Annotated in this window: 28 protein-coding genes; 13 read left to right on the top strand and 15 right to left on the bottom strand. The window is 46.2% G+C overall.

Translation table 11 applies throughout. The annotated features are described in order from the left end of the window. Positions 1-8: 8 nt before the first annotated feature. Positions 9-779: an SAM-dependent methyltransferase gene (locus tag IC571_RS02105; RefSeq protein ID WP_215317196.1), complete on the top strand. Its 771-nt coding sequence runs from the start codon at positions 9-11 to the stop codon at positions 777-779. Positions 780-784: 5 nt separating this feature from the next. On the opposite strand, the gene sppA is transcribed toward IC571_RS02105, so the two are convergent. From sppA to IC571_RS02090, 3 genes are read right to left on the bottom strand one after another with little or no spacing between them, the layout of a single operon-like run. Then, positions 785-1,732 (bottom strand): signal peptide peptidase SppA, encoded by a 948-nt coding sequence (sppA, locus tag IC571_RS02100; RefSeq protein ID WP_215317195.1) that lies wholly within the window; start codon positions 1,730-1,732, stop codon positions 785-787. 58 nt (positions 1,733-1,790) lie between these two features. Continuing rightward, positions 1,791-2,465: an HAD-IA family hydrolase gene (locus tag IC571_RS02095; RefSeq protein ID WP_215317194.1), complete on the bottom strand. Its 675-nt coding sequence runs from the start codon at positions 2,463-2,465 to the stop codon at positions 1,791-1,793. After that, on the bottom strand, positions 2,462-3,487 hold the full coding sequence (locus IC571_RS02090; RefSeq protein WP_215317193.1) for an RluA family pseudouridine synthase: 1,026 nt from the start codon (positions 3,485-3,487) through the stop codon (positions 2,462-2,464). The genes IC571_RS02095 and IC571_RS02090 overlap by 4 nt, the downstream gene beginning before the upstream one ends. Before the next feature lie 460 nt (positions 3,488-3,947). Between IC571_RS02090 and IC571_RS02085 the strand changes: the two genes are divergently transcribed. The 5 genes from IC571_RS02085 to IC571_RS02065 all read left to right on the top strand — a co-directional run bounded on the left by IC571_RS02085 (position 3,948) and on the right by IC571_RS02065 (position 10,025). Beyond that, the gene (locus IC571_RS02085; protein ID WP_215317192.1) at positions 3,948-6,566 is read left to right on the top strand and encodes an Rne/Rng family ribonuclease; all 2,619 of its coding nucleotides are present in this window, start codon (positions 3,948-3,950) and stop codon (positions 6,564-6,566) included. Between the two features lie 101 nt (positions 6,567-6,667). Next, entirely contained in the window at positions 6,668-7,804 is a 1,137-nt protein-coding gene (gene moaA / locus IC571_RS02080; protein ID WP_215317191.1) for a GTP 3',8-cyclase MoaA, read from the top strand. Then, positions 7,804-8,406, top strand: coding sequence for a molybdenum cofactor guanylyltransferase MobA (gene mobA / locus IC571_RS02075; protein ID WP_215317190.1), 603 nt, complete (start codon positions 7,804-7,806; stop codon positions 8,404-8,406). The genes moaA and mobA overlap by 1 nt, the downstream gene beginning before the upstream one ends. Next, positions 8,403-9,719: a gephyrin-like molybdotransferase Glp gene (glp, locus tag IC571_RS02070; protein WP_215317189.1), complete on the top strand. Its 1,317-nt coding sequence runs from the start codon at positions 8,403-8,405 to the stop codon at positions 9,717-9,719. Before mobA ends, glp begins: the two co-directional genes overlap by 4 nt. A 12-nt stretch (positions 9,720-9,731) precedes the next feature. Then, positions 9,732-10,025: a hypothetical protein gene (locus tag IC571_RS02065; protein ID WP_114639669.1), complete on the top strand. Its 294-nt coding sequence runs from the start codon at positions 9,732-9,734 to the stop codon at positions 10,023-10,025. An 89-nt stretch (positions 10,026-10,114) separates the two neighbouring features. Here the strand turns inward: IC571_RS02065 and IC571_RS02060 are convergent, their stop codons facing one another. Further along, on the bottom strand, positions 10,115-11,128 hold the full coding sequence (locus tag IC571_RS02060) for a D-glycerate dehydrogenase (protein WP_215317188.1): 1,014 nt from the start codon (positions 11,126-11,128) through the stop codon (positions 10,115-10,117). Positions 11,129-11,225: 97 nt separating this feature from the next. On the opposite strand from IC571_RS02060, the gene fdxA reads away from it, so the two are divergent. Genes fdxA through IC571_RS02040 form a run of 4 tightly spaced genes read left to right on the top strand, consistent with a single transcriptional unit; the run spans position 11,226 to position 13,974 of the window. Then, positions 11,226-11,549, top strand: a complete 324-nt coding sequence (fdxA, locus tag IC571_RS02055) for a ferredoxin FdxA (protein ID WP_215317187.1) — start codon at positions 11,226-11,228, stop codon at positions 11,547-11,549. A gap of 35 nt (positions 11,550-11,584) precedes the next feature. Further along, positions 11,585-12,628, top strand: a complete 1,044-nt coding sequence (locus IC571_RS02050) for an NAD(P)/FAD-dependent oxidoreductase (protein WP_251373476.1) — start codon at positions 11,585-11,587, stop codon at positions 12,626-12,628. A 54-nt stretch (positions 12,629-12,682) separates the two neighbouring features. Beyond that, positions 12,683-13,477, top strand: coding sequence for a thymidylate synthase (locus IC571_RS02045; protein WP_215317186.1), 795 nt, complete (start codon positions 12,683-12,685; stop codon positions 13,475-13,477). An 8-nt stretch (positions 13,478-13,485) separates the two neighbouring features. Beyond that, positions 13,486-13,974, top strand: a complete 489-nt coding sequence (locus IC571_RS02040) for a dihydrofolate reductase (RefSeq protein WP_215317185.1) — start codon at positions 13,486-13,488, stop codon at positions 13,972-13,974. A gap of 34 nt (positions 13,975-14,008) precedes the next feature. On the opposite strand, the gene IC571_RS02035 is transcribed toward IC571_RS02040, so the two are convergent. Continuing rightward, the gene (locus IC571_RS02035; RefSeq protein WP_215317184.1) at positions 14,009-14,824 is read right to left on the bottom strand and encodes a peptidyl-prolyl cis-trans isomerase; all 816 of its coding nucleotides are present in this window, start codon (positions 14,822-14,824) and stop codon (positions 14,009-14,011) included. 79 nt (positions 14,825-14,903) lie between these two features. On the opposite strand from IC571_RS02035, the gene IC571_RS02030 reads away from it, so the two are divergent. After that, on the top strand, positions 14,904-15,527 hold the full coding sequence (locus IC571_RS02030; RefSeq protein WP_215317183.1) for an SOS response-associated peptidase: 624 nt from the start codon (positions 14,904-14,906) through the stop codon (positions 15,525-15,527). 23 nt (positions 15,528-15,550) lie between these two features. On the opposite strand, the gene msrQ is transcribed toward IC571_RS02030, so the two are convergent. Genes msrQ through IC571_RS02015 form a run of 3 tightly spaced genes read right to left on the bottom strand, consistent with a single transcriptional unit; the run spans position 15,551 to position 18,944 of the window. Next, a complete protein-coding gene (gene msrQ / locus IC571_RS02025; protein WP_251373474.1) occupies positions 15,551-16,183 on the bottom strand; it encodes a protein-methionine-sulfoxide reductase heme-binding subunit MsrQ in 633 nt (210 codons plus the stop codon). Between the two features lie 42 nt (positions 16,184-16,225). Beyond that, the gene (locus tag IC571_RS02020; protein WP_215317182.1) at positions 16,226-18,436 is read right to left on the bottom strand and encodes a xanthine dehydrogenase family protein molybdopterin-binding subunit; all 2,211 of its coding nucleotides are present in this window, start codon (positions 18,434-18,436) and stop codon (positions 16,226-16,228) included. 10 nt (positions 18,437-18,446) lie between these two features. Next, positions 18,447-18,944: a (2Fe-2S)-binding protein gene (locus IC571_RS02015; RefSeq protein WP_173955144.1), complete on the bottom strand. Its 498-nt coding sequence runs from the start codon at positions 18,942-18,944 to the stop codon at positions 18,447-18,449. 168 nt (positions 18,945-19,112) lie between these two features. On the opposite strand from IC571_RS02015, the gene IC571_RS02010 reads away from it, so the two are divergent. Continuing rightward, positions 19,113-19,328, top strand: coding sequence for a hypothetical protein (locus tag IC571_RS02010; protein ID WP_215317181.1), 216 nt, complete (start codon positions 19,113-19,115; stop codon positions 19,326-19,328). A gap of 9 nt (positions 19,329-19,337) precedes the next feature. Here the strand turns inward: IC571_RS02010 and IC571_RS02005 are convergent, their stop codons facing one another. Both IC571_RS02005 and IC571_RS02000 read right to left on the bottom strand, forming a co-directional pair. Continuing rightward, the gene (locus IC571_RS02005) at positions 19,338-19,631 is read right to left on the bottom strand and encodes a 4a-hydroxytetrahydrobiopterin dehydratase (protein WP_215317180.1); all 294 of its coding nucleotides are present in this window, start codon (positions 19,629-19,631) and stop codon (positions 19,338-19,340) included. Beyond that, positions 19,628-20,356: a pseudouridine synthase gene (locus IC571_RS02000; RefSeq protein ID WP_215317179.1), complete on the bottom strand. Its 729-nt coding sequence runs from the start codon at positions 20,354-20,356 to the stop codon at positions 19,628-19,630. Before IC571_RS02000 ends, IC571_RS02005 begins: the two co-directional genes overlap by 4 nt. A gap of 107 nt (positions 20,357-20,463) precedes the next feature. On the opposite strand from IC571_RS02000, the gene IC571_RS01995 reads away from it, so the two are divergent. Continuing rightward, complete coding sequence (locus IC571_RS01995; RefSeq protein ID WP_215317178.1) at positions 20,464-21,012, top strand: DUF2889 domain-containing protein; 549 nt, start codon at positions 20,464-20,466, stop codon at positions 21,010-21,012. Here the strand turns inward: IC571_RS01995 and IC571_RS01990 are convergent. The 5 genes from IC571_RS01990 to IC571_RS01970 all read right to left on the bottom strand — a co-directional run bounded on the left by IC571_RS01990 (position 21,009) and on the right by IC571_RS01970 (position 24,738). Then, positions 21,009-21,779: an SDR family NAD(P)-dependent oxidoreductase gene (locus IC571_RS01990; RefSeq protein WP_215317177.1), complete on the bottom strand. Its 771-nt coding sequence runs from the start codon at positions 21,777-21,779 to the stop codon at positions 21,009-21,011. The two genes, IC571_RS01995 and IC571_RS01990, sit on opposite strands and share 4 nt — an antisense overlap. Before the next feature lie 30 nt (positions 21,780-21,809). Beyond that, positions 21,810-22,733, bottom strand: coding sequence for an MBL fold metallo-hydrolase (locus IC571_RS01985; RefSeq protein WP_251373472.1), 924 nt, complete (start codon positions 22,731-22,733; stop codon positions 21,810-21,812). A 1-nt stretch (position 22,734) separates the two neighbouring features. After that, the gene (locus IC571_RS01980; RefSeq protein ID WP_215317176.1) at positions 22,735-23,298 is read right to left on the bottom strand and encodes a lipocalin family protein; all 564 of its coding nucleotides are present in this window, start codon (positions 23,296-23,298) and stop codon (positions 22,735-22,737) included. Between the two features lie 5 nt (positions 23,299-23,303). Beyond that, positions 23,304-24,266 carry a protein-methionine-sulfoxide reductase catalytic subunit MsrP gene (gene msrP, locus IC571_RS01975; protein WP_215317175.1) on the bottom strand — a complete coding sequence of 321 codons (963 nt, stop codon included), beginning with the start codon at positions 24,264-24,266 and terminating at the stop codon, positions 23,304-23,306. A gap of 64 nt (positions 24,267-24,330) precedes the next feature. Next, the gene (locus IC571_RS01970; protein ID WP_215317174.1) at positions 24,331-24,738 is read right to left on the bottom strand and encodes a BLUF domain-containing protein; all 408 of its coding nucleotides are present in this window, start codon (positions 24,736-24,738) and stop codon (positions 24,331-24,333) included. Between the last annotated feature and the right edge of the window lie 106 nt (positions 24,739-24,844).

Genomic DNA, 24,844 nt, shown 5'->3' with positions numbered 1-24,844 from the left:
AAACAATCATGGCAAAACTTGGCACACTGTTCTTAGTTCCCAATACTCTGGGTAATGAAAATCGTGCAGAGCAATTGCCGTGGATCTTGCCAGCTGAAACGATCGCATGCACAGCAAAACTCAAACACTGGATTGTTGAGGATGCAAAAACAGCGCGGGCATTTCTGAAAGCCATTGATAGCGCATCACCCCTTGCTTGCACCATCCAAGAAATGCAGATGAGTGAATGGCGCGGTGCTGCACGCAACGCAAAGTATAGTGACTCCGTAAAACCAGCTGATTTATTAAAACCATTGCTAGCTGGCAATGATATGGGCTTAATGTCGGAAGCAGGTGTACCTGGCGTAGCTGATCCCGGGGCAGAACTTGTACTTGCAGCCCACAAACTTGGCGCCCAAGTTAAACCCCTTGTGGGACCCAGCTCAATCTTGCTGGGTTTAATGGCGAGTGGCTTAAATGGTCAACGCTTTGCCTTCCAAGGATACCTACCTCATGACACACACGAGCGAAGCGGCAAGCTCAAACAACTAGAAGCAGAATCCCGCAAGTTACAACAAACTCAAATTTGGATTGAGACACCTTATCGAAACACCGCGATGCTCATGGCCTGCATCAACTCACTTGCACCACAAACACAGCTTTGCCTCGGGGTTGATCTCAGCCTGCCATCAGAAATGATTGCCACATTGCCGATTGCAGAGTGGCGTAAACGCTACTCGAATGAAGCTGCATGTGCCTCATTACAAAATAGGCCAACGGTATTTCTACTGTTGGCCTAGATTAATTACTTTAGATCCGGCGCCTTCACCAAGGCCTTACCGGCAGCAGCGCCCGCTTCGGCGCCGAAACGCTTAGCAACACGTTCCGCAAAGTTTTCTTTCATGGTGTAGTCAAGCACATCTGGTGCTTTGAAGATATCGCGCGCAACTGAATCGACTGTGCCGTAGCCATCAACCAAACCCAATTTGACTGCTTGCTCGCCATTCCAAATGCGGCCTGAAAAAAGTTCGGGCGCATCCTTTAATCGAGAACCTCTGCCTTCTTTAACTACCTGAATAAATTGTTGATGAATTTCATCAATCATGGTCTTGACCATCTCCACCTGCTTTGGCTCTTCTTTACTAAATGGATCGAGCATGCCTTTATTCGAGCCCGCAGTAATCATGCGGCGAGTTACACCTAACTTATCCATCAGCCCAGTAAAACCAAAGCCTTCCATGATCACGCCAATGGAACCTACAAGACTCGCCTTATCTACCAAAATCTGATCGGCCGCCACTGCAACATAGTAGCCACCAGAGGCGCAAATATCTTCCACCACTACGTAAAACGGCTTGTTTGGATATAGCTTGCGTAAGCGATGAATCTCATCATTGATCATCCCCGCTTGCACTGGGGAGCCGCCTGGGCTGTTGATGCGCAAAACTACACCAGCGCTATGCTCATTTTCAAACGCAGATACCAATGAGGAATTGATGTCCATTGCATTGGCAATCGTGCTTGAAGAAATTTCTCCCTCCAAGGTCACCATAGCAGTATGTCTTTCAACACTCATACCGCGACCAGGCAAATGAAAATCAAATACTGCAAAGAGCACGGCTACGATTACTAAGAGCGTTAGCACTCGCAAAACTGCTTTCCAGCGACGAGCCTTACGAGTCTCTTTTAAATTCTCCAAGAGCAGATGCTCAAGTGCCTGACGCTCCCAATTTGGATTTGAATTATTTTCCATCTTGCTTTCTCAATATTTCTGCTTCTAAATTGTATTTTGCTATTTTCAATATATTCAATTACACATTGGCCTTTAGCCACCGCGATAACTGGGCGACATCATCTACATGCGTCAATGATGGTGATGCCTTTAAGACGTCTGGCGGATGAGCTCCATAGGTCACAGCAACTGCATCCACTCCCGCATTTGCAGCCATATCTAAATCATGGGTAGTGTCGCCAATCATCAGCATGCGGCGTGTTGGTACTTGGGTCATATCAGACAGTTCTAGCAACATTCCAGGATGGGGCTTAGAAAAAGATTCATCCGCAGTTCTGGTCTCGTGAAAGAGATGGCCGATCTGATGATGATTCAAAGAAAGATTCAATCCCACTCTTGATTTACCTGTGGCAACGCCCAATAAAAACTGGTCCGCCCTTAACTCCTCCAACAACTCACGAATGCCTACGAACAAATCCAACTCATGATCTTTTGCTAAATAGTGATAACGAAAACGATCCGTCAATTGCTGAAAATGCCTTGGCTCAATCCAGGGAACTGCTCTGCGCAAGGAGTCTTGTATTCCTAAACCAATTACAGAACTTGCCAAGGTATCGTCTGGCTCTTTAAATCCCAGATCACGACACGCTTGTTGAATGCAATGCACGATTGTTGGCGTGGAATCCATGATGGTTCCATCCCAATCCCAAACAATCAGGTCGTAACGGCGATCGGCTTTTTCTACTGGGGTCATTCTTGGGTACTGTTTACTTGCTCAAAGGTTTTCATCATGGTGGTAAATTCGGCCGGTATAGGGGATTCAATGCGCATCTTCTCACCGGTACGCGGATGAGTGAAGCCAGCAAGATGTGCATGCAAATACAAGCGCTTGGACTTGATCTGCTTATCTTGATCTTCAAAGCCGTATTTATCGTCGCCCAAAATAGCGTGTCCTAATTTTTGAAGATGCACACGTATTTGATGAGTGCGTCCTGTTTTTAATTGAGCTTCAGCTAAGGTAATAGCTACATCTTCGCGTCTCATCACCTTATTCACTCGCAAGGCCGTATGACTTGGCAAGCCCTCTGGGTCAACGCGCACACGACGCTCGCCATTGGCCAACAAGTATTTATGCAGGGGATATTTAAGTTGCATCACTTGTGCGCCCTGTTTAATTTCACCATGGGCAAGTAAGTAATAGCGCTTGTCTGTTTGATTCTCACGTATCTGACGATGCATCTCCACCAAAGCGCTACGCTTTTTGGCAAGTAACAGAACTCCTGAAGTATCTCTATCTAAACGATGCACCAACTCCAAAAACTTCAGTTCGGGGCGAGCAATCCGCAAGGTCTCAATTACCCCCAGAGCAATTCCAGATCCACCATGAACAGCAAGTCCGGATGGTTTATCCACAATTAACAGCGCCTCATCCTCAAACAAAACTGGCATTTTGTCCAAATAAGCATGGGCCCGTGACTTGGTTTGTGCAGCATTCACGCTAGCCATTTGAGCTTGCTCAGCAATTCTGACGGGGGGAACTCGGACCACATCACCCTCAACTAAGCGAGTGGTTGGCTCTGCTCGCTTCTTATTTACCCGGACCTCACCTGAGCGAATAATTCGATAAACATGGCTTTTAGGAACCCCTTTTGCCCAACGCAGCAAATAGTTGTCCAGGCGTTGGCCGGCCTCTTCCGGGCCAATAGTCTGCAAATGAACTGCCGCTGGTGCTCGCGCTTGGGCTACTTTAGACTTAGAAACTGGGTTGGATTTCATGGTTTATTTCTCTTGCCACCCCGAAAAAAGGTGTCAAGGGACTCAACAATACCCCATTCTCATTCAACTTGTGCCGTATAATCAACGCTCTAGCCGATTTTTGACTAGATCCCTACCGAAGTTCGGTATGAATATTGGAGCTTGGAGTCGCCCTTAAATAGACTCCCGGGGTTGCCCCTCCCCTGTTAAATGAGGCGCAGGGTTGGTGTGCCGTATGCCGCGACCCGCGATTAGATGACAGTTTTCAGGCGCGCGCCTGCATCGATGACCTAAAGGAGGTCTCTGCGGCGATCGTCAAGTGTGGCACCGATTTAACCAAACGTTAACTGGGTGAACTAGGCAAAAAGTGCCCAGATTTGCATGCTCCACACTTTCACACCGCTATGGCTTAGTCCAAGGCGGTATTCAATCTGTCCCCTAACGCACCGGCTTACTTCCACCTCCCAAACAGGAGAGTGTTATGAAACGCATGTTGTTTAATGCAACTCAACAAGAAGAGTTGCGTGTTGCCATCGTCGATGGCCAAAAACTTATCGATATTGATATCGAAGCTGCCGGTCGCGAACAGCGCAAAGGCAATATTTACAAAGGTGTTATTACTCGTATTGAGCCTTCCCTTGAGGCCTGCTTTGTTAACTATGGTGAAGAGCGTCATGGCTTCCTGCCATTTAAGGAGGTTGCTAGAGCCTATTTCAAGGAAGGTATTGATGTTCGCAACGCATCCATTAAGGATGCCCTACGCGAAGGTCAAGAAATCATTGTTCAGGTAGAAAAAGAAGAGCGCGGCCAAAAAGGCGCTGCGCTTACCTCCTTTATCTCATTAGCTGGACGCTACTTGGTATTAATGCCAAATAACCCTCGTGGAGGTGGCGTTTCTCGTCGCATTGAAGGCGAAGACCGTCAAGAACTCCGTGAAGCGATGGCTCAATTAGAAGTGCCTGATGGCATGAGCATTATTGCTCGAACAGCAGGTATTGGGCGTGACGCTACTGAACTGCAGTGGGACTTAAGCTATCTCTTGCAATTGTGGAAAGCGATTGATGAGGCTGCCAAAGGCAACTCTGCACCATTACTCATTTACCTTGAATCTAGCTTGGTGATTCGCGCGATCCGCGATTACTTCCAGCCAGATATTGGTGAGATCCTCATTGATACCGACGATATCTATGAGCAAGCCGCTGCCTTTATGTCAGTGGTCATGCCGGATAACTTGCCACGAGTAAAGCGCTATCAAGATGATGTGCCGCTTTTCTCTCGTTTCCAAATCGAACATCAAATCGAGACCGCATACTCTCGTACTGTGCCATTGCCATCTGGCGGCGCAATCGTGATCGACCACACAGAAGCGCTTGTTTCTGTCGACGTTAACTCCGCTCGCGCAACTCGTGGTTCTGATATTGAAGAAACTGCGACTCGCACGAACTTAGAAGCTGCCGATGAAATTGCTCGTCAAGCACGTCTGCGTGACTTGGGCGGCTTGATTGTGATTGACTTCATCGACATGGAGTCAAGCAAAGCACAAAAAGACGTTGAGAATCGCTTACGTGATGCCCTGCGCCATGATCGTGCCCGTGTACAGATGGGCAAGATCTCTAAATTTGGCTTGATGGAAATGTCACGCCAACGTTTGCGTCCTGCACTTTCCGAAGGTAGCCACGTAACCTGTCCACGCTGTAATGGCACTGGTCATATTCGTGATGCTGAATCATCTGCATTGCAAGTGCTACGGATCATTCAAGAAGAGGCTATGAAAGAGAATACTGCGGCGATTCATACTCAGGTTCCGGTTGAAGTAGCCGCATTCTTGTTAAATGAGAAACGTGCTGAAGTGATCAAGATCGAAACACGCTTCAAGGTCAACGTACTCTTGGTTCCGAACAAGCATTTAGAGACTCCACATTACAAGCTTGAGCGCTTACGCCATGACGATCCTCGTTTGGATGATCAAAAAGCTAGCTATGTGATGGCTGAAGAAGCTGCGCGTGAACTAGAGACTGATACGACAGTAAGTCGTAAAGACGCGGATGTGAAAGCGCGCCCAGAGGCAGCTGTTAAGGGCATTACTCCAACACAACCTGCGCCAGTGGCTCAGCCACGTCCTGCACGCGCAGAGAAAACCACAACAGAGAGTTCTGGCGGCTTCTTTGGCTTCATCAAAAAACTCCTTTCTTCCTCTCCAGCGGTAGAAGAAAAGACAGCACCAAGTGGTAACCGTGGTCGCAATCAAGGTCGCAATGGCAATAACCGTGACCGCAATCGCGGACGTAATCGTCGTGGCGAACGTCCAGCTGCAAATGCTGCAGAAGGTGGAAATGCTGAAGGCGCGAATAATCGCAATGGCAATAACCGCAACAACAATCGCAACCAAGGCAATCAAAGCGGTCCGAAGACTGAGCAAAACGCAAACCGCAACAACAATCAAGCTAATGCTGCGGCAGTAACACCTGCAACAGAAGCAGCTCCTGGCAATGAAGCAGCTACCGGCGCTGATGGTGAGGAGCGTCGTGGTCGTGGTCGCAATCGTCGTGGTCGCGGACGCAATCGCAATGAACGTGGCAGCGCCTCATCTGAGGGATCTACTGCATCTGTCAGCCCTTTCAGCGGACCCCCCGTAGGAATGGCTGGCGCATCTGCGAGCATGCCGATTCAAAACATTGTGAGCAGTTTTAGTAATGCTAAGCCTGCAAGCCAAAAGCAAGGGCGATCTGAGCGCTCATCACGCCCACCACGTGAATCTCGCTCCGAGCAAAATACTCCTGCTGCAGCACCAGTTCCAGCAACATCACCAGCACCTGCAACAGCTGCTTCTGTAAGCGCCATTGAAGTGATTGCCAAGCCTGTACCAGAGCTTCCAAAGGTGGCTTTCCAAGCACTCGAAGAAACTCCGCTACATAGCGTTGTGCAATCCGCAGGCATGATTTGGGTTGCAACTGATACATCCAAGCATGCAGAAGTGCAAACACAAATTCAAGCTGAGACAGTAGTGCATAACTTAGGTCGCACACCAAAGCCTGCCGCAACACTTCCTGAAGGTCCTATGGTCCTCGTGGAAACTGGCGGCCAAGAAAAAACCGTTTAAGACAGTTAGCACCCAAACCTCTTTTCTCTAAGCCGCCCGATATCCCAAAAGGATTTTGGGCGGTTTGGCAGAAAGCTGGTTTCAAAGCCATAATTGGGGATATGGTCGAAAAAGCAATTCCCAATCCATCTAAAGTTATCCCCATTCGCATTGATGAAGGCAAAGGCCTTGCACCAAGCATTGGCACGCAATTGCATTCACCTCATGGTCACACTAAAGATACTCGCGGTCGCTCCTTACGTGATCTACGCATCTCAGTAACAGATCGTTGCAACTTCCGCTGCACTTACTGCATGCCAAAGGAAGTATTCGATCAAAACTACCCTTACCTTGCTCACAAAGAATTATTAAGCTTTGAAGAAATTACTCGTCTAACGACCATTTTCTCCGGTCTAGGCGTTGAAAAAATTCGCTTGACTGGTGGCGAGCCTTTACTTCGTAAAAATCTGGAAGTACTCATTGAAATGCTGGCAGCCATTCGCACTCCAGCAGGCAAACCATTAGATTTAACGCTAACCACTAATGGCAGTATTTTGCGCAAAAAGGCAGCCGGTCTTAAAGCTGCGGGCTTACATAGACTCACCGTGAGTCTTGATGGATTAGATGATGCAGTCTTTCGGAAAATGAATGATGTGGATTTTCCAGTTGCTGATGTTTTGGATGGCATTGCGGCCGCACAAGAAGTAGGCTTTGAGAACATCAAAGTCAATATGGTGGTGAAGAAAGGTACAAACGATCACGAGATCGTTGCGATGGCCAAGCACTTCAAAGGCAGTGGCATCATCCTGCGCTTTATTGAATTTATGGATGTTGGCAGTTCGAATGGCTGGAACATGACCGAAGTTCTTCCCTCCAAAGAGGTGATTGCCCGCATCAATGAAGCATTCCCATTGGTATCAGCAGAGCCAAACTACACAGGCGAGGTAGCGCAGCGCTGGCGCTATCAAGATGGCAGCGGTGAAATTGGGGTGATTTCCAGCGTCACCCAAACCTTTTGCCATGAATGTACCCGCGCCAGAATCTCTACAGATGGCCAAATGTATTTATGTCTGTTTGCTAATTCAGGATTTGATTTCAAAACCCTTTTGCGCTCAGGCAAGACTGATTTAGAAATTGCCAACGCCATCATGAATACGTGGTCTACCCGTGATGATCACTATTCAGAAATTCGGGGATCACACACAGCAGATCAATCAACCGGTGGTCGCAAGGTTGAAATGTCTTACATAGGTGGTTAATGATTTCCGCTAAACAAATTACAGGCTTGATATTGGCTGGTGGTCGTGCGCAACGCATGGGCGGAATTGATAAAGGCCTTGTTCCCTTTCATCAAAAACCATTAATTGAAGCAACTATCCAACGACTGAAAACGCAGGTTGGATTTATTCTGATTAATGCCAATCGCAACATTACCAAGTACGCCGCCTATGGCTACCCCGTCATCATGGACGAGACCCCCGACTTCTCAGGCCCGCTTGCAGGATTCCTAATGGGTCTTAAGAATTGCAAGACTCCTTATTTACTGACCACTCCCTGCGATTCACCTTTATTCCCGGAAGATCTAGGCCTCAAGCTTGCTAACGAGCTAGAGCGCAACGAATTGGATTTAGTCTACGCATCTAGTAAAGAGACTGATGGGGAGGTTTGGGCACAACCCGTTTTTTGTTTGATGCGTACAAATTTGCAAGATTCTTTAAATTCGTTTTTAAGCAAAGGTGATCTCAAAATTGATCGCTGGTTCAAAGAACTCAAAAGTGGCACAGTCATTTTTGATGATGCCCAAGCCTTTGCAAATGCCAATACTCCAGAAGAATTGCAATCTCTTGAGGCGGCGTCATGAGTCAATCACCTAATGATCCAATATTACTTACTTCATCACTACATGTGGATGAAGCCCGAAAGGCAATTGCTAATTTAGTAAATGAACTTTTACAAGAGGCACAATTAAGCAATACTCACGGCACTATTGAAACCGTTCCACTTGATCAAGCCATTAATCGCATTCTGGCGCAAGACCTGCTGTCACCCATCGATGTACCAGCCGCAGATAATTCGGCCATGGATGGCTATGCGTTTCATGGGAAATGTTTAGAAGGCGGTCAAACTGAGATCAGCCTACGCGTTGTAGGGACTGCCCTAGCTGGCAAACCCTTTACAGGCACGATTGCCAGCGGCGAATGCCTCAAGATCATGACTGGCGCAGTGATGCCAAGCGATTGCAATACTGTCATTCCTCAGGAATTTACAACTAGCCCCGATTCTGAGCATGTCCGCTTTCAAGCCAATCAACTGAAGGCTGGTGAAAATCGGCGCTTACGTGGAGAAGATCTGCAAAAGGGTAAGCCAGCCATTTTTGCAGGAAGATTACTGCGTCCATCGGACCTAGGTTTAGCCGCTTCACTCGGCATTAGCGCGCTCAAAGTAAAGCGCAAATTGAAGGTCGCGATTCTATCTTCCGGGAACGAACTTCGCTCCCTAGATCAAACTTTGGATGTTGGCAGCATTTATGACAGTAATCGCTACAGCTTGACCGGACTTCTCAATCGCCTCAATCTCGAAATTATTGACTGCGGAATTGTGCGCGATGATCCGACCTCACTCAAGAATGCCTTTATTGATGCAGCCTCAAAAGCAGATGTGCTGATTTCCTCTGGTGGGGTATCCGTTGGGGAAGCGGATTTCACAAAACAAATCATGCAAGAACTAGGAGATGTCGGCTTCTGGAAAATCGCAATGCGGCCAGGACGCCCCATGGCATTTGGCACATTAAGGCCAGTTCCCGGTAAGGTTTCAGCGAGCAAAACCCTATTCTTTGGCCTGCCTGGCAACCCTGTTGCCGTCATGGTGACCTTCTATCAATTTGTTCGTAGCGCTTTACTGCAACTCAATGGTGCAAGCCAAACAGAGGCTCCATTAGTGCAAGCTATCTCTGAAACAGCGATTCGGAAAAAACCAGGCCGTACGGAATTTCAGCGCGCCATCCTAGGGCGCAATGCAGAAGGCAAGCCCAGTGTAAAACTCACAGGCAGTCAAGGCGCAGGTATTTTGCGCTCTATGAGTGAGGCAAACTGCTTCGTCATTCTGAATCACGAACAAGGAAATGTTGCTGCTGGTGAGTGGGTAGATATAGCGCTTTTTGATGGACTGCTTTAAGATTGCACCATCATGAAATTAACTAAAAAAGAACTCGCCTTCCTAGACCCAACACATACAGCCAAAACACTTGTATTGGTTTACCTCTGTTTCTCGGTTCCCATTGTCTTGCTTGCTTTGTTTGTTGCCTTCATTCGTGATGGCGCCATTCCTGGCTTTACCGTTCTGTCTGCCTTAATTCTGAATGCCTTGCTGGGCTTTGGTCTGCTCTGGGTGGCATGCAAAGTCTACAACTGGGTTGCTGGAAAATTTGGTGGTATTGAACTTGCGCTTCGAGAACTTCCAGAAGAAATTGAAGCCGAGTGATTTCCTAGATTAACTAGACTCAATAAAAAAATGCCGAGATATCTCGGCATTTTTTTATTTTGTAGATCATGATTCGTGATCGTTATTGCTTAGCCTTTAAAAACTTCCGCATTAATTAGGCTTGGTGGTTTTTTTCCGGACAGCGCAGCTATTAGATTCTCAATAGCCAAATCCACCATGGCTCTCCGTGTCTTCTCAGTTGCACTGGCAATATGCGGAGCTAGCACAACATTGCTTAATTTCAGTAATTCAGGGTTAACTTTGGGCTCACCTTCAAAGACATCTAAACCAGCAGCAAATATCTTTTTCTCTTTCAGAGCTTGGGCTAAAGCAAGATCGTCCACAATGCCGCCCCGAGCAATGTTTATCAGGGTTGCTGTGGGTTTCATCAAGGCAATTTCTTTTGCGCCAATGGTGTGATGACTCTCGGGCGTGTACGGCAAAACCAAGACAACGTGATCGGCTGAACGCAATAACTCTTCCTTTGAAACATACTTTGCTCCGCAGGCTTTTTCATCAGCGTCTGATAAACGACTGCGGTTGTGATAAATCACATTCATGCCAAATCCAAGCGCACGTTTAGCGATACCCTGCCCAATACGGCCCATACCGATGATGCCGATGGTGCTGTGATGCAAATCCATGCCGAGTGGATTATTCACAATGGACCATTTATCCCAATGACCTGCTCGCACCCAATGCTCTGATTCTGTAATTCTTCTAGCAGTTGCCATCAGCAATGCGAAACCAAAATCGGCTGTGGTATCGGTTAGCACGTCCGGCGTATTTGTCGCCATTACGCCAGCAGCAGTAATTGCCGGTACGTCAAAGTTGTTATAACCCACTGAAATATTGGCGACGACTTTCAAATCTTTTGCATTTGCCAAAGCATTTGCATCGATGCGCTCACTTCCCGCTACTAAAGCACCCGCTACTCCAGAGAGTTCTTTTTGCAACTGCTCGGGCGTGAAAATGACATCTTCCTGATTAGACCGAACCTCGAAGGTCTCCTCTAATTTAGCTAAAGCTTCAGGAAATATCGCTCTAGCGACCAGAATTTTGGGTTTTGTACTGGTATTTTGGGGATTAGTCTGTGTATTCATAGGGGGAACTTTACCTCAAATAGATTGGGGTATTTCGGCTAAAATTGATGTTTTACAACTTAGTAGCCCCAACTTTCGGGCTCCATTCATTAAAACCATGACTTACGTTGTTACCGAATCCTGCATCCGCTGCAAATACACCGACTGCGTTGATGTTTGCCCAGTCGATTGCTTCCGTGAAGGCCCTAATTTTTTGGTAATTGATCCAGACGAGTGCATCGATTGCGCAGTTTGTGTTCCAGAGTGCCCAGTAAATGCAATTTACGCTGAAGATGATGTGCCAGGCGATCAACAAGCCTTTATTAAGCTCAACGCCGAACTGGCTCCATCTTGGACTTCAATCACTAAATCTAAAGCAGCGCTTCCTGATGCAGAAGAGTGGAAAGACGTCAAAAACAAACTCGATCAGTTGGCGAAGTAAATCATCTGCGCTTTTAACCAATAAGAGAATTTCCCTTGCACTCCCCCACAGAAGCTGATGCAGTCATCATTGGCGCAGGTCCTGTGGGGCTCTTTCAAGTTTTTGAACTTGGCCTCCTAGAAATTAAGGTGCACGTCATAGATGCATTGCCAGAAATTGGAGGTCAATGCATCGAACTCTATCCCGACAAGCCTATCTATGACATTCCTGCAGTGCCCGTATGCACTGGTCGAGAACTTGTTAGCAATCTTCTAAAACAAATCGAGCCGTTTAAACCGCAATTTCATTTGGGGCAAGAAGTTGCCGGCCTTGAGCGACAAGGGGATGGTCGCTTTCTTTTAAAAACCTCACAAGATAAATCTTTCCTGGCAAAAACCGTATTTATTGCCGCTGGCGTTGGCGCCTTCCAGCCCAGACTACTCAACCTTGAAGGTATTGAGCCCTTGGTTGGGAAACAAGTTTTCTATCACGTCAAACAGCCAGAGCGATTCTCAGGAAAACACGTTGTCATCTGTGGTGGTGGAGACGCCGCATTGGATTGGGCTTTGTATTTTGCGAATATTGCAGCAAGCGTCACTCTAATTCATCGTCGCAATGAATTTAAAGCGGCGCCCCAATCCATTGCAAAAATGCGCGATCTCTGCGCAGACGGAAAAATTCAGTTACTGATTGGCCAAATTACTAATCTTGATATTCATGATGGAATTTTGACCAACGTTACCGTGGACGATATTGAAGGCAATTCTCAATCATTGGCATTAGATGATCTTTTGATCTTCTTTGGACTTTCTCCAAAATTGGGTCCAATCGCTGGCTGGGGATTGGATATCGACCGCAAACAAATCGCTGTCGATACCGAGCAATTTCAGACTAGCATTCCAGGCATTTATGCAGTCGGTGATATCAATATCTACCCTGGAAAAAAGAAGCTCATTTTGTCTGGCTTTCATGAGGCTGCCTTGGCGGCCTTTGCTGCGGCTGCCTATCTAAACCCTGAAAAACAGATTCAACTGCAATACACCACTACCTCGCCCAAGCTACATAAAGCACTTGGGGTGCAGCCCCCGACATTCGAGTAAGCTATCCCTTATTAACCCTATTTAGCCCTTTATTTAGTTACCAACCTAATATCTATGCGCCAATATCACGATCTCATGAAAGAAGTCCTTGCCAAGGGCGTTAATAAGTCCGACCGGACTGGAACAGGCACGATCTCTGTATTTGGCCATCAGATGCGCTTTAACTTGGCAGACGGCTTTCCAATGATGACCACCAAGAAGCTGCACCTGAAATCCATCATTTATGAATTGCTTTGGTTTCTCAAAGGTAGCACTGACAACAATTGGCTGAAAGAACGTGGCGTATCGATTTGGAATGAATGGGCCGCACCAGATGGTGATCTTGGCCCCATCTACGGTTATCAATGGCGCTCATGGCCAGCACCCAATGGTCAACACATTGATCAAATCTCTGAGGTTGTAGAGACTATCAAGAAAAATCCGGATTCTCGTCGCATTATTGTTTCTGCCTGGAACGTGGCCGATATTCCGCGTATGGCTTTGGCACCTTGCCATGCTTTCTTTCAGTTCTATGTTGCTGACGGCAAACTTTCTTGCCAACTTTATCAACGCAGTGCAGACATCTTCTTAGGCGTGCCATTTAATATCGCAAGTTATGCCTTGCTGACCCATATGATGGCGCAACAATGCAATTTAGAAGTGGGTGATTTTATTTGGACCGGTGGTGACTGCCACTTATATAGCAATCACCTTGAGCAAGTGAATCTACAGCTATCTAGAGACTTTTTCCCACTGCCGAAACTCAATATCCTCCGCAAACCAAACTCAATCTTTGATTATGAGTTTGAGGACTTTGAAATCATTGGCTACGAATCCCATCCACACATCAAAGCTCCTGTAGCCGTATAAGATTGCTTATGACTCAAGCTGCTATCTCGATGATTGTTGCCCGCTCACGTAATCACGTGATTGGCCGCGATAACCAGATGCCCTGGAAAATCTCAGCGGATCTCCAGTTTTTTAAACGCGTCACCATGGGTCACCCCGTCATCATGGGAAGAAAGACTTGGGAATCGATTGGTCGACCATTGCCAGGACGCCGCAACATCGTTGTCAGCCGTAATGCAGACTACTCGCCTACAGGTGCAGAACTCGCTGGTTCGCTAGATGAGGCACTTGCTAGTCTTGCCGACTCACCGAGAGTATTTGTCATTGGTGGAGAGCAACTCTTTAAACAAGCATTTGATAAAGCGGATCGTCTCTACGTAACGGAGATTGATATTGACGTAGAGGATGGTGACACCTTCTTTGAAATCCCTAACGCATCCGAATGGAAAGAAGTTGAACGCGTACCGGGATCAGAAAATAATATTGATTTTGCCTTCGTCACCCTAGAGCGCAAATAAGCATAAAAAAATAAAAGGCCCCTTGGGGCCTTTTTTACTGAACGATAATTTTCGAATCTTTAGCAATCTGAGATAAGAACTCAAATTGTTTTTTCTGCATCATGCCTGCACGTACCGCTTTTTCTGCCTGCTCAAATGTTGGTGGCTTGCTAGAGCGCTTATCCTCAAGCTTAACGAGATACCAACCTTCTTGCATCTGAATGGGCGTAGATACTTGCCCCTTATTCAGATTGGTGATGGCAACAGATAATGGTTGAGGAAGCTGTCCAGGCTGAACCCAGCCAGCTGCACCGCCCTGAGCTTTATTCGGAGCTAAGGAAACGCTACGCGCTACTTTATCAAAGGTTTCGCCTTTTTTAATACGATTCATAGCTGCTTGAGCATCTGCTTCAGTAGCAACGGCGATATCGCTAATCTTATATTCCACAATCATGCCCTGTGGTCCCAAAGATGCTACTTGCTTATTGTACTCAGCACGTACATCTGCATCGGTAATAGGATTTTTCTCCATAAATGTAGCAAGCTCTAAATCAGCCAAGTAGTTTTGGCGAATCATGGCAAGTTGCGTATTGGCTTTGTCTGAGTTTGCCAAGCCATCTTTTTCAGCTTGCTGAGATAGCAATAGCACTTCGATGTATTTCTCGATCACTGCTTTGCGCAATTCAGGAGAATCTTTTTGACCTTGAGACAGAGCAACTCTGATACCTTGCTCAACCATGTCATTAGTAATGATGACGCCATTCACTGAGGCAGCCGCATTAACTGGCAAACCACTTTGTTGCGCATAAATAGAGCTTGTTACGCCACCGAGGGCAACAATCAATAGGCTTTTGAATACTAGTTTTCTCATGAGGACTCTCTTATCTTGGGAGTCTCAATGTTAACAGCTGACATCGGCATGCCGGCATTGCCATTAGTAAAATAGCTTTATGTGTGTTCAATATCTCACCACCGCCAATGTTGATTGGGTCAAGACTCACTTTGACCTAGATTTACCACCATCAAGTGCCCATGATGTCTTTCCCACCTATCCGGGAATGATTATTCTAAAGAGCCATAATACCCAGCGCACTGCTATGGGCCCAGCCCGCTTTGGACTTATTCCAGCCTGGGCAAAAGATGAAGAGATCGGCAGAAAAACCTATAACTCTCGATCTGAAACAGTTAGTGAAAAGCCGTCCTATAAGCATGCATGGTCAAAGCGCCACTACGCTTTAGCGTTAGCGGATGCATTTTATGAACCCTGCTATGAATCCGGGAAAGCAGTCAGAACAAAAATTAGCCAGGCCAATCAAGAGCCAATGGCAATTGCTTCCATTTGGGACACCTGGACTGAACCAGAAACCGGTGAGTTGATTGTGTCTTTCTCGATGCTGACCATTGATGCAGGCAAGCATCCAGTTATGCGGCGTTGTCATAAACCTGAAGATGAAAAACGTACTGTTGTTCCATTGCGACCCGATTTGTTTGACCGCTGGCTTAATGCCACACCTGATACTGCACTTGAGTTGCTAAATTTGGAATCGATTCCAGAGCTGGTCTTCTCTGATTGACAACTTATTAGGCCATAGAGCGCTTAAGCCTTAAACCATCCGCGAATCACTGGCAATCTCAGAGAGAGCAAGCCGAAGAGAATGCCGGCATAAATCGCGACCGCTCCCAAATCATTTTTCCCAGCTTTATGCCACCAATAGTGAGTAATAGCCGTACAGGCGATGATGTAAACCAATTTATGCAATAGCGTCCAACGCTTGCCTAACCGACGAATCGACCATTGATTGGATGTGAATGCTAGAGGTAGTAATAAGATGAGGCTTAAGAAACCCATCGTGATAAATGGGCGCTTGAAAACATCATGAATCATGGCTTGTAAATCTAGGCTTTGATCCAAATAAAACCAAATTCCAAAATGTAGGCAGGCATAAAAGAAACAAAATAGTCCAAGCATACGGCGATACTTTATCCATACGACAGAGCCCGTAATCATGCGCATAGGCGTCATCGAAAGGGCGAGACATAAAAATACCAAAGCCCAAGTGCCTGTAGAACGGGTAATGAATTCGATCGGATTAGCTCCCAAGCCATCACCGTTTGCCAACCACAATAGGCGCCCTAGCGGTATTAGCGCAATAAAAAATAGAATGCTTTTTGAGAGCTTGATATTCGCCTGCATTACGCCATGGTAAGCCAAATATAAAAATGGCTCCATCAATCATTCCACTGATGAAGCCATATATTACAAGCCAAGAATTTAAGCGAGACTTAAACCTTCTTTAGACAGCGGGAAGTTCCGCACTGGTCTACCAATTGCTGCTGAAATTGCATTAGCAACTGCGGGACCAACCACACAGATCGTTGGCTCACCTACCCCGCCCCAGAAATCATAAGTGGGCACTAGAACCGTTTCGATTCGGGGGGTTGAAGCTAGCTTCAGAAGAGGATATGAATCCAGGTTCTGTTGCTTGATACGTCCATTCTCAACAGAAATCTCGGGATTAAAGATTGCCCCCAAAGCCATCGCCACAGAACCTTCAATCTGCTCACGTGTTAAGTAAGGGTTCACAACATGACCTGAATTCAAAGCGAATACTAATCGTTTCACATGCACCATGTTCCCATCTACCGATACTTCGGCGACGCATGCTGAGTAACTGGCATATCCCATGAATTGCGCAACGCCACGGTAAGTACCTGCAGGCAAAGGCTTATCCCAATTCGCCTTTTCAGCAGCAGCATTGAGTACACCCAAATGCTTCGGGTGGTTTTGCATTACCGCCTGCCTAAACCTCACAGGATCTTTACCCGCTGCCTTGGCGCACTCATCCATAAAGCATTCCATAAAAATGCCATTTTGGTTTGTGTTAACCCCACGCCATGGTCCGACTGGTACATGGGTATTTTTCATGACGTATTCAGTCAAGAGGGTTGGGAAGGTATAGCCAAGCTGAGCATCCGGACCTTTTTCATAAAGACCTTGTAATTGCCGCTCATCTTTTCCATCCTTGATTGCTGAAGGCGCTAGTGTCGCGTTAATAGACTGGCCCGCCACCTTGATGTGCATACCAGTGAGATTGCCACTGCTGTCAATACCCGCACTCATCTTCGCCATCGCGATCGGATGGTAGTAGTCATGCGTCATGTCTTCTTCACGACTCCACAGCACTTTTACAGGTGTTCCTGGATATTTTTGCGCCACTTTAGCTGCATAGGTCACAAAGTCTTGCGTAGAACCACGGCGACCAAGACCGCAACCTGAGTCAAGCTTATAAACTTCGCAATTAGCCAGAGGAATGCCAGTAGCTTCTGACAGTGCTGCCAACGAGCCTTCGCCATTTTGGGTTGGTACCCAAGCCTCAGCGCGATCACCGCTAATCTTTACAGTGGCATTCATCGGCTCCATCGTGACGTGTGCACGGAATGGCGTGAAATAAATAGCTTCAACTTTTTTAGCTGAGCTATTAATAGCCTGAGGCGCATCTCCTACCTTGCGCTGCCAGAAGTCACCTTGTTCATCTAGGCCGCTGCGCAACATCTGATTAATCGCATCCTGAGATACGTTTGCTGCTTTACCCTCATCCCAGACAATCGGCAAAGTATTTAAAGCAGTATTTGCACGCCACCATGTATCGGCCACTACGGCAACGGTACTGTCATTAATCTGCACCACCCCTTTTACGCCACGCATTCCCCGGATCTTTGCCTCGTCATAACTAACAAGCTTGCCACCAAATACCGGGCAGGACTTCACAGATGCGCACAACATGTCTGGCATTTGCAAATCAGCGCCATACACCTTGGTACCGTTGACTTTGTTGGCGGTATCAATGCGCGCATAAGGCTGACCAGCAACCTTCCACTTGCGCGGATCCCTTAAGGTGATTGATTTTGGATCAGGTGGTGTTAAGGTTGAAGCCAGCTCTGCCACTTTTCCATAAGTTATTTTGCGACCTGATGGTACGTGTGTAATCACGCCTTTATCAACCGTTAGCTCTGAAACAGGAACATTCCATTGATTTGCAGCCGCTTGGAGCAACATGCTGCGAGCGGCAGCAGCGCCGCGTCGAACATAGTCTTCAGAAATTCGAATGCCACGACTACCGCCAGTACCGTGCTCACCCCACACGCGCTTGCGTGCCAAGCTTTGGCCTGGAGTAGCTGACTGTGTTTTTACTTTCTTCCAATTACATTCCAACTCCTCGGTCACTAATTGCGCTAGACCAGTACGAGTACCTTGGCCCATTTCTGAACGAGCAATCCGAATATAGACAGTGTCATCTGGTTTGATGCTGACCCAGGCATTGACCTCTGCATCACCAGCCTTGGTAGGCGTATTGGGATCATACTGAGCCCCCGTTTGAGCTACAGCGCTTTCTGGGAGAGCGCCAATACCCAGCATAAGGCCTCCACCAAGCAGAGTGCCTTTAATAATGAAATCGCGACGTGAAGTATTTTCAAGTGTCATGTTCTTCCCCTTAACCACGCGTTGCTGGAGAAGCCTGGTACTGCGCCAACACTTCTGCTAATTTTTTCTGACCCGATGCCACATGAATGCCATCACGAATTTTTTGATAAGTGCCACAACGACAAATATTCGACATTGCATTATCAATATCAGCATCAGTTGGCTTTGGAATTCTCTTTAGCAATGCTGCAGCAGCCATTACTTGACCAGATTGACAATATCCGCACTGAGGAACATCTAAGGCAATCCAGGCTTTCTGAACTGGATGCGTATTGTCTTTGGAGAGCGATTCAATCGTGGTGATTTTGGCAGCGCCCACAGCTGATACTGGAATAGAACAGGAACGGACAGGCTCACCATTCATATAGACAGTGCAGGCACCACATTGCGCGACCCCACATCCATACTTTGTGCCCGTTAGACCCACCACTTCCCGAATTGCCCATAACAAGGGCATATTTGGCTCCACATCAATATTGTGAACCTGGCCATTGATATTTAGCTGCATGCTATCTCCTCTGTTTTATTTTTCAAATTACTATAAATCATTATCAAAATTGTGCGATTGCACATGAAATGTGGCTATCACCTGCGTCCGCCTTGCCATGTCAAGACAGGGCCTTAGTAGGCAGCTATCGAGTAATTTGCTATTCTGAGATCTCTATTAAGGATAACTATGCCCAACGATCACCAAGACCAAAATGACGAAGACTTTAACTATGGCTGCGAATGCGCCATGACTCTACTCAATGAGCCTACCGAGGACTGCCTCAATGACCTGATTGACGAGCTAGATGAGGATGGCATGATCTCTACGGAAGTGGTCTATGGCCTACTGGCAACTATCTTGATGAGCCTCAATGAGGAAGACCAAGAAGGTGATGAGCATTAATTTCTAGATTTAGATTTGGTCAGCAAAGGCATCCATTGCTTTAGCCATTTCAATGTCTAATTGCGTTAATGCGTTTTCTGAGTGAGTACTTAAACGCACATTGACTCGATTCCAAGTATTTGACCAATCGGGGTGATGATCAATTTCTTCAGCGTAATGCGCACATAGCGTCATAAATGCAAACGCTTCCTGAAAATCTTTAAAAACAAAATTGCGCTCAATCGCAATACCTGTAGCATCCCGTTTCCACAAGGGAAGATGTTTCTCAAAATCAAAATCGCTGGGTACTCGAGTAGGCTTCACTTAGCATCCACGCTTTGAGATAGAAGGCGCAAATCATCTGGATAAAGCCAGCGCCACTGACCTTCCGGTAAATCCTTTGGCATAAGGTACTCACCGATTTGCGCACGGTGTAATTGAGCTACATGATTACCAACCGCAGCCATCATGCGTTTTACCTGATGATATCTTCCTTCAACAATAGTCATTGCCAATACGTTCTCGGAAACCTGTTGGCAAGCAGTGGCATAACATGGCCTTGGATCATCATCCAAAACTACACCATTGAGTAAGTGGTCAATCTGAGATTGGGTAATCGCACTTGCTGCAGTAATCTCATAGACTTTGCCGATATTCTTTTTTGGCGTTGTCATTTTATGAATAAATTGGCCATCATCCGAAATCAGTAGCAAGCCAGTAGTGTCATAATCCAAACGCCCCACGCATTGCAGACCTCGTTCTATAAATGGCGCAGGCAATAGACTGTAGACACTAGCGTGGTGTGTTGTCTTATGAGAGCACTCGTAATTCATAGGCTTGTTAAATGCAATGTAGGCCTTCTCGTGATATTCCCAATCTTTACCGTCTACATTGAGAGTGAGGCTCTCAGTGGAAATTCGTTCATCGGGATCTTCAGCCAAAACCCCATTCACTCTTACCAAATCCGCATAGACTAAATCTGCGCAATAACGCCGTGTGCCAAAGCCTTGGCTAAATAAGATTTTTTCAAGCGAGATTGGTTTTGCCATATGCTGCAGAGCATACTACAGAGCATGTTTAGACATGCTTGCATGGCAAGTTTTGCCTCAATTCATTATCATTAAGACTAGACAAATTAGTTCTTCAGCTCATCACCATGCTCTCATCACCAAAGCCTAGATCACCACTCCATACCCGTGAAATCACTTTTCAGGGCTATGCACGGGAAGATGGCTTATGGGATATTGAGGGGCATTTAAAAGATTTCAAGGCGACGCCATTTACAACTGGTGGCACCACTTGGCAACCTGGTGAAGCTTTTCATGACATGTGGGTCAGAGTGACACTCAATACTGAATTAGTGATTCAGGATATTGAGGTGGCGATGGTGGGACACCCCCATCCCGAATGTCCACAAGTTATTCCGCCGATGACTGCGTTGATTGGCGAACGCCTAGGCAAGGGCTGGAGAAAAACGATTCAAACCCATCTCGGCGGCATTGCAGGCTGTACACACTTACGCGAGCTACTTAATAGCTTAGCGACAGCTGCCTTTCAAGCAATCCCAGGAGCGTTATTTGATCCTGATGAAAACAAGCCACCCCTTTATCTTGGCACCTGTAAATCTTGGGATTTCAACGGACCAGTAGTGATGCGCGTCTATCCCAAGTTTTACCGTCGGAAAGAACAAGACAATAAGTCTTAAACTTCTCCGCGATGAATATTGAATGCATTGAAGGCTTGCTGAACCGGCATTAATTCCAATACATTGATGTTCATGTGACTTGGCAAAGTGGCTGCCCAGTAAATTGCTTCGGCAACATCATCAGCACTCAATGCTTTCACACCAGTGTAGACTTTGCCAGCTTTGTCATCATCGCCCTTAAAGCGCACATTTGAAAACTCGGTACCCGAACACATACCAGGCTCAATGCAAGTCACACGCACAGGGGTACCAATTAAATCTGCACGTAAATTTAAGCTAAATTGCTTCACAAATGCTTTGGTACCACCGTATACATTGCCACCAGGGTAAGGATAATTAGCTGCTACAGAGCCAAGGTTAATCACATGACCACGCTTACGCTCAACCATGCCCGGTAAAAATGCGCGGCTCATATGCACCAAACCTTTAATGTTGGTATCAATCATTCGATCCCAATCACTCAGAAATGCTTGGTGTGCAGGCTCAAGGCCTAAGGCCAGGCCGGCGTTATTGACCAATACAGACACATTCGCAAATTCTGCTGGCAATGCACTAGCCAGCTTATCTACTTTGGCACTATCGCAAACATCAACAGCTAAGGTAAGGATTTTTTTCTGTTGATCTGCAGGCAAAGAGGCTTTGATAGCATCAAGGCGTTCTTGCCTTCTTCCCACCGCAATCACCTTATGTCCATGCGCCAAAAAACGTCTAGCAGTAGCTTCGCCAAATCCAGCAGTTGCGCCAGTTACTAAAACCGTATGTTCCATATGTCCTCTAATTATCTTTTTATGATTACTTTAAGCTTTATCAACTAAGCAATTATCCTCGATTGTGGCAGCGCCAGACTTTACCAAAGCCTGAGTAAGCCATGCACTAAATTCATCCATACTCATATTGAGCTGCTTTGCGGCACTATTTAATGCAGGAGTCTCAGAGATCCATTGATTTACTAATGCAAGCTCTTTGTTGCGCCAATCTAATAATTTATATTTCAGCAAGACTTTCGCGCCATGTCGAGCATTTCTATCAGGGTCCGACGCCAAATAATCTAGTCGAGTCCTTGCCGTAGCCAATGCCGTAGCAACATCTATAAAAGGCTTTCCATGCCCAGGAATGACCAAAGAGATGGGTAAGTCTTCTATTAGATCTAAGGTTTGCGCGACTTCCTCAAACCCCGACTCACCCCACATCTCAGGAAAAACTACACCAAATCCCTCTTCCCACAATGCATCTGCAGAAATCAATATGCCATATTGCTCTTGGAACAACATCACTGAATGAGGATCATGCCCTGGTGCAGCCAAGATATCCCAAACATATCGCCCAAGCGTAATGCGCTGACCTGGAATTAATAACTGATCAAAACGAAACTGCGGACAGTCTTGCCCTAAATTTTGATAACTCAGTAAATCCACATTCCAATCACGCACTGCTTCAGCTTCAGCAGCAGGTATATAGATTTGGCAATCAAATTCTTTCTTCAGAGCAGCATTGCCGCCACAATGATCAGAATGCAAATGCGTGTTAACAACTTTATTCAAAGTTGTTAACCCATGTTTTTCTAATGCATTACGCGTCAAATTCATCGTCATGGCTTGATGAGCGCAATATCCACTATCAACCAATGAAACATCATTTTCACCATAGTGAAAAATATTGTTGGCCGAAAGCCAGCCGCGTTCGAATACCTCGATACCAGGAGGCAGGGAAAGTATGCTCAATTTAATTTTTCTGTAGCGACATCGCTTGCTGAGTGAGCTCCAGCTTGCGAATATCAAATTGTTGATTGTGCAGGCGCTCCAACAATGCATCATAGGTCTTTTTATCTATCTGTGGGGCTCTAGACAAAACCCACAAATATTCTCTTCTAGGATCACTGACCGCTGCGACCTGATATTGCGTATCCAAATCAATCACCCAATAATCACCCCAAACCATGGGCAAAAAGGATAGCCATGCGGGAGCAAATCGCACTTCCAGTTTTGGCGAATCTTTTGCACCCAGCTGTCTTGCTGTTCCTTCAGCCTGGGAGATCTCTCCATCAGCAGTTTTACAACTATTTAATACCTTGAGATTGCCATCTGGTCTAACTGAGTAAACTGCTTGCGTATTACTGACGCATTTTTTCTGAAACCAGTTTGGGAATTTTGCAATCTCATACCAAGTTCCCATGTAACGAGGCACATCAAGAGAAGGAATCGTTTTTACCGAAGACTCTTCGGCATGGATTGGCGAATGTAAGGCAATGACAAAGCAGACAAACAATAGAGATTTCAGTTGATTCATGGTGTTCAGTAGTATTTTTTTAGATCCATGCCCGCATACATACTGGCCACTTGTTCAGCGTAGCCATTAAACATTTGGGTCTTGATTTTGGGTGCAAACATACCTTTGGGGTCACCGATGCGTCGCTCAGTTGCTTGACTCCAGCGAGGGTGATCAACCTGTGGATTGACATTGGAGTAGAAACCATACTCCCGAGAATCAAACTGACTCCAGCTGGTCTTTGGCATCTCTTCGGTGAAGCGAATTTTCACAATCGACTTAGCGCTCTTGAAGCCATACTTCCATGGCACCACAATCCGCACAGGAGCGCCATTTTGCTTTGGCAATACCTCTCCATACAAACCCAAGGTAAGCAAGGTCAATGGATTCATTGCCTCATCCATGCGCAATCCTTCGCGATAGGGCCAATCGAGAATATTGCTACTAACTCCCGGCATCTGTTTGCGATCTGCCAAAGAAATAAATTCAACATACTTTGCTGACCCTAAAGGCTCTACCTTATTAATCAACTTTGATAAGGAATACCCATCCCATGGAATTACCATGGACCAACCTTCTACACAACGTAAACGATAGATGCGCTCTTCAATCGGGGCTAACTTTAATAAAGCATCCATATCAAGGGTGAGAGGCTTTTTTACCAATCCCTCTATCGAGATGGTCCACGGTTTTGTCTGTAGGGTATTTGCATAAGCGGCGGGATCGGACTTATCAGTGCCAAACTCATAGAAATTGTTATAGCTGGTGACATACTTATATGGCGTTGGCTCTTCTTTAACGCTATACGCTGGATTTAAAGTAGCGGCCAACTTTTCTGGGCTTGATGCAAGGGCCTGACGAGAAAACCAAGGCGCCAAAGCTAACCCAAAGCTGCCTGCTGCAGCGGATTTAATTAAGGAACGGCGATTTTCAAAAACAGCTCTAGGTGTAATGTCACTGGCAAGTATGGTTTTATCTATAAAACGCATGGTAGACCCCATTAAGGTAATAGGTCTATTTTGCTACTGATAGCAATTTATTGCTGACCTTAGATTAACCGCGGGCTGCACGGATCTTATTTAGTAGCAACAAGCTATGCTTATCCATGCCAGCAACCATGCCCGCCAATACTGGATAGTCTCGTATGAGTGTTTCTCCACCATAAAAGCGCATGAGCCATTCTGGAAAACTCCGCTCTGAAATCTCACGAATCTCCAATAATTCGACCCGATGATGGCGATCATCCTCCTGGATGCGTTTCCACGCTTTCATGACATTGGCGCGCTCACCCTCAATAATTTGCGCAAATTGCTGGTTGTCATAAAACAAAATGCCAGTCACACCATTTTTTTGATTAAAGATTCGTGCAGACTCCAGAAGACGCATTAAGCCAAGAAAAGACATATCTGAGACTGCTTCGCTCAGATAACTTAACTCGACTAGATCTTTGGGTTTTGGCATTTTGTCTATTGCGGAACTTTAAAAAGAAAAAGGCAAACCCGAAGGTTTGCCTTGAGTTCGCCTTTTGATAATAACTCTAATTAATATTAGAAATTATTATGGCTTC

Source organism: Polynucleobacter sp. MWH-UH2A (assembly GCF_018687195.1).
Taxonomy (GTDB): Bacteria; Pseudomonadota; Gammaproteobacteria; order Burkholderiales; family Burkholderiaceae; genus Polynucleobacter.
This window is presented reverse-complemented; position numbering and strand designations above follow the sequence as displayed.

Bases quoted from the DNA above. Each gene is read 5' to 3' on its own strand.
- IC571_RS02065 (WP_114639669.1), top strand. From the start codon at position 9,732: ATGAAATTAACTAAAAAAGAACTCGCCTTCCTAGACCCAACACATACA.
- IC571_RS02020 (WP_215317182.1), bottom strand. From the start codon at position 18,436: ATGACACTTGAAAATACTTCACGTCGCGATTTCATTATTAAAGGCACT.
- mobA (WP_215317190.1), top strand. From the start codon at position 7,804: ATGATTTCCGCTAAACAAATTACAGGCTTGATATTGGCTGGTGGTCGT.
- IC571_RS02085 (WP_215317192.1), top strand. From the start codon at position 3,948: ATGAAACGCATGTTGTTTAATGCAACTCAACAAGAAGAGTTGCGTGTT.
- IC571_RS02040 (WP_215317185.1), top strand. From the start codon at position 13,486: ATGACTCAAGCTGCTATCTCGATGATTGTTGCCCGCTCACGTAATCAC.
- IC571_RS01970 (WP_215317174.1), bottom strand. From the start codon at position 24,738: ATGCCAAAACCCAAAGATCTAGTCGAGTTAAGTTATCTGAGCGAAGCA.
- fdxA (WP_215317187.1), top strand. From the start codon at position 11,226: ATGACTTACGTTGTTACCGAATCCTGCATCCGCTGCAAATACACCGAC.
- msrP (WP_215317175.1), bottom strand. From the start codon at position 24,266: ATGCGTTTTATAGATAAAACCATACTTGCCAGTGACATTACACCTAGA.
- IC571_RS02045 (WP_215317186.1), top strand. From the start codon at position 12,683: ATGCGCCAATATCACGATCTCATGAAAGAAGTCCTTGCCAAGGGCGTT.
- IC571_RS02000 (WP_215317179.1), bottom strand. From the start codon at position 20,356: ATGGCAAAACCAATCTCGCTTGAAAAAATCTTATTTAGCCAAGGCTTT.
- IC571_RS02095 (WP_215317194.1), bottom strand. From the start codon at position 2,465: ATGACCCCAGTAGAAAAAGCCGATCGCCGTTACGACCTGATTGTTTGG.
- IC571_RS01980 (WP_215317176.1), bottom strand. From the start codon at position 23,298: ATGAATCAACTGAAATCTCTATTGTTTGTCTGCTTTGTCATTGCCTTA.
- IC571_RS02015 (WP_173955144.1), bottom strand. From the start codon at position 18,944: ATGCAGCTAAATATCAATGGCCAGGTTCACAATATTGATGTGGAGCCA.
- IC571_RS02030 (WP_215317183.1), top strand. From the start codon at position 14,904: ATGTGTGTTCAATATCTCACCACCGCCAATGTTGATTGGGTCAAGACT.
- IC571_RS02010 (WP_215317181.1), top strand. From the start codon at position 19,113: ATGCCCAACGATCACCAAGACCAAAATGACGAAGACTTTAACTATGGC.
- glp (WP_215317189.1), top strand. From the start codon at position 8,403: ATGAGTCAATCACCTAATGATCCAATATTACTTACTTCATCACTACAT.
- IC571_RS02035 (WP_215317184.1), bottom strand. From the start codon at position 14,824: ATGAGAAAACTAGTATTCAAAAGCCTATTGATTGTTGCCCTCGGTGGC.
- IC571_RS02090 (WP_215317193.1), bottom strand. From the start codon at position 3,487: ATGAAATCCAACCCAGTTTCTAAGTCTAAAGTAGCCCAAGCGCGAGCA.
- msrQ (WP_251373474.1), bottom strand. From the start codon at position 16,183: ATGGAGCCATTTTTATATTTGGCTTACCATGGCGTAATGCAGGCGAAT.
- IC571_RS02105 (WP_215317196.1), top strand. From the start codon at position 9: ATGGCAAAACTTGGCACACTGTTCTTAGTTCCCAATACTCTGGGTAAT.
- IC571_RS01990 (WP_215317177.1), bottom strand. From the start codon at position 21,779: ATGGAACATACGGTTTTAGTAACTGGCGCAACTGCTGGATTTGGCGAA.
- sppA (WP_215317195.1), bottom strand. From the start codon at position 1,732: ATGGAAAATAATTCAAATCCAAATTGGGAGCGTCAGGCACTTGAGCAT.
- IC571_RS01995 (WP_215317178.1), top strand. From the start codon at position 20,464: ATGCTCTCATCACCAAAGCCTAGATCACCACTCCATACCCGTGAAATC.
- moaA (WP_215317191.1), top strand. From the start codon at position 6,668: ATGGTCGAAAAAGCAATTCCCAATCCATCTAAAGTTATCCCCATTCGC.
- IC571_RS02060 (WP_215317188.1), bottom strand. From the start codon at position 11,128: ATGAATACACAGACTAATCCCCAAAATACCAGTACAAAACCCAAAATT.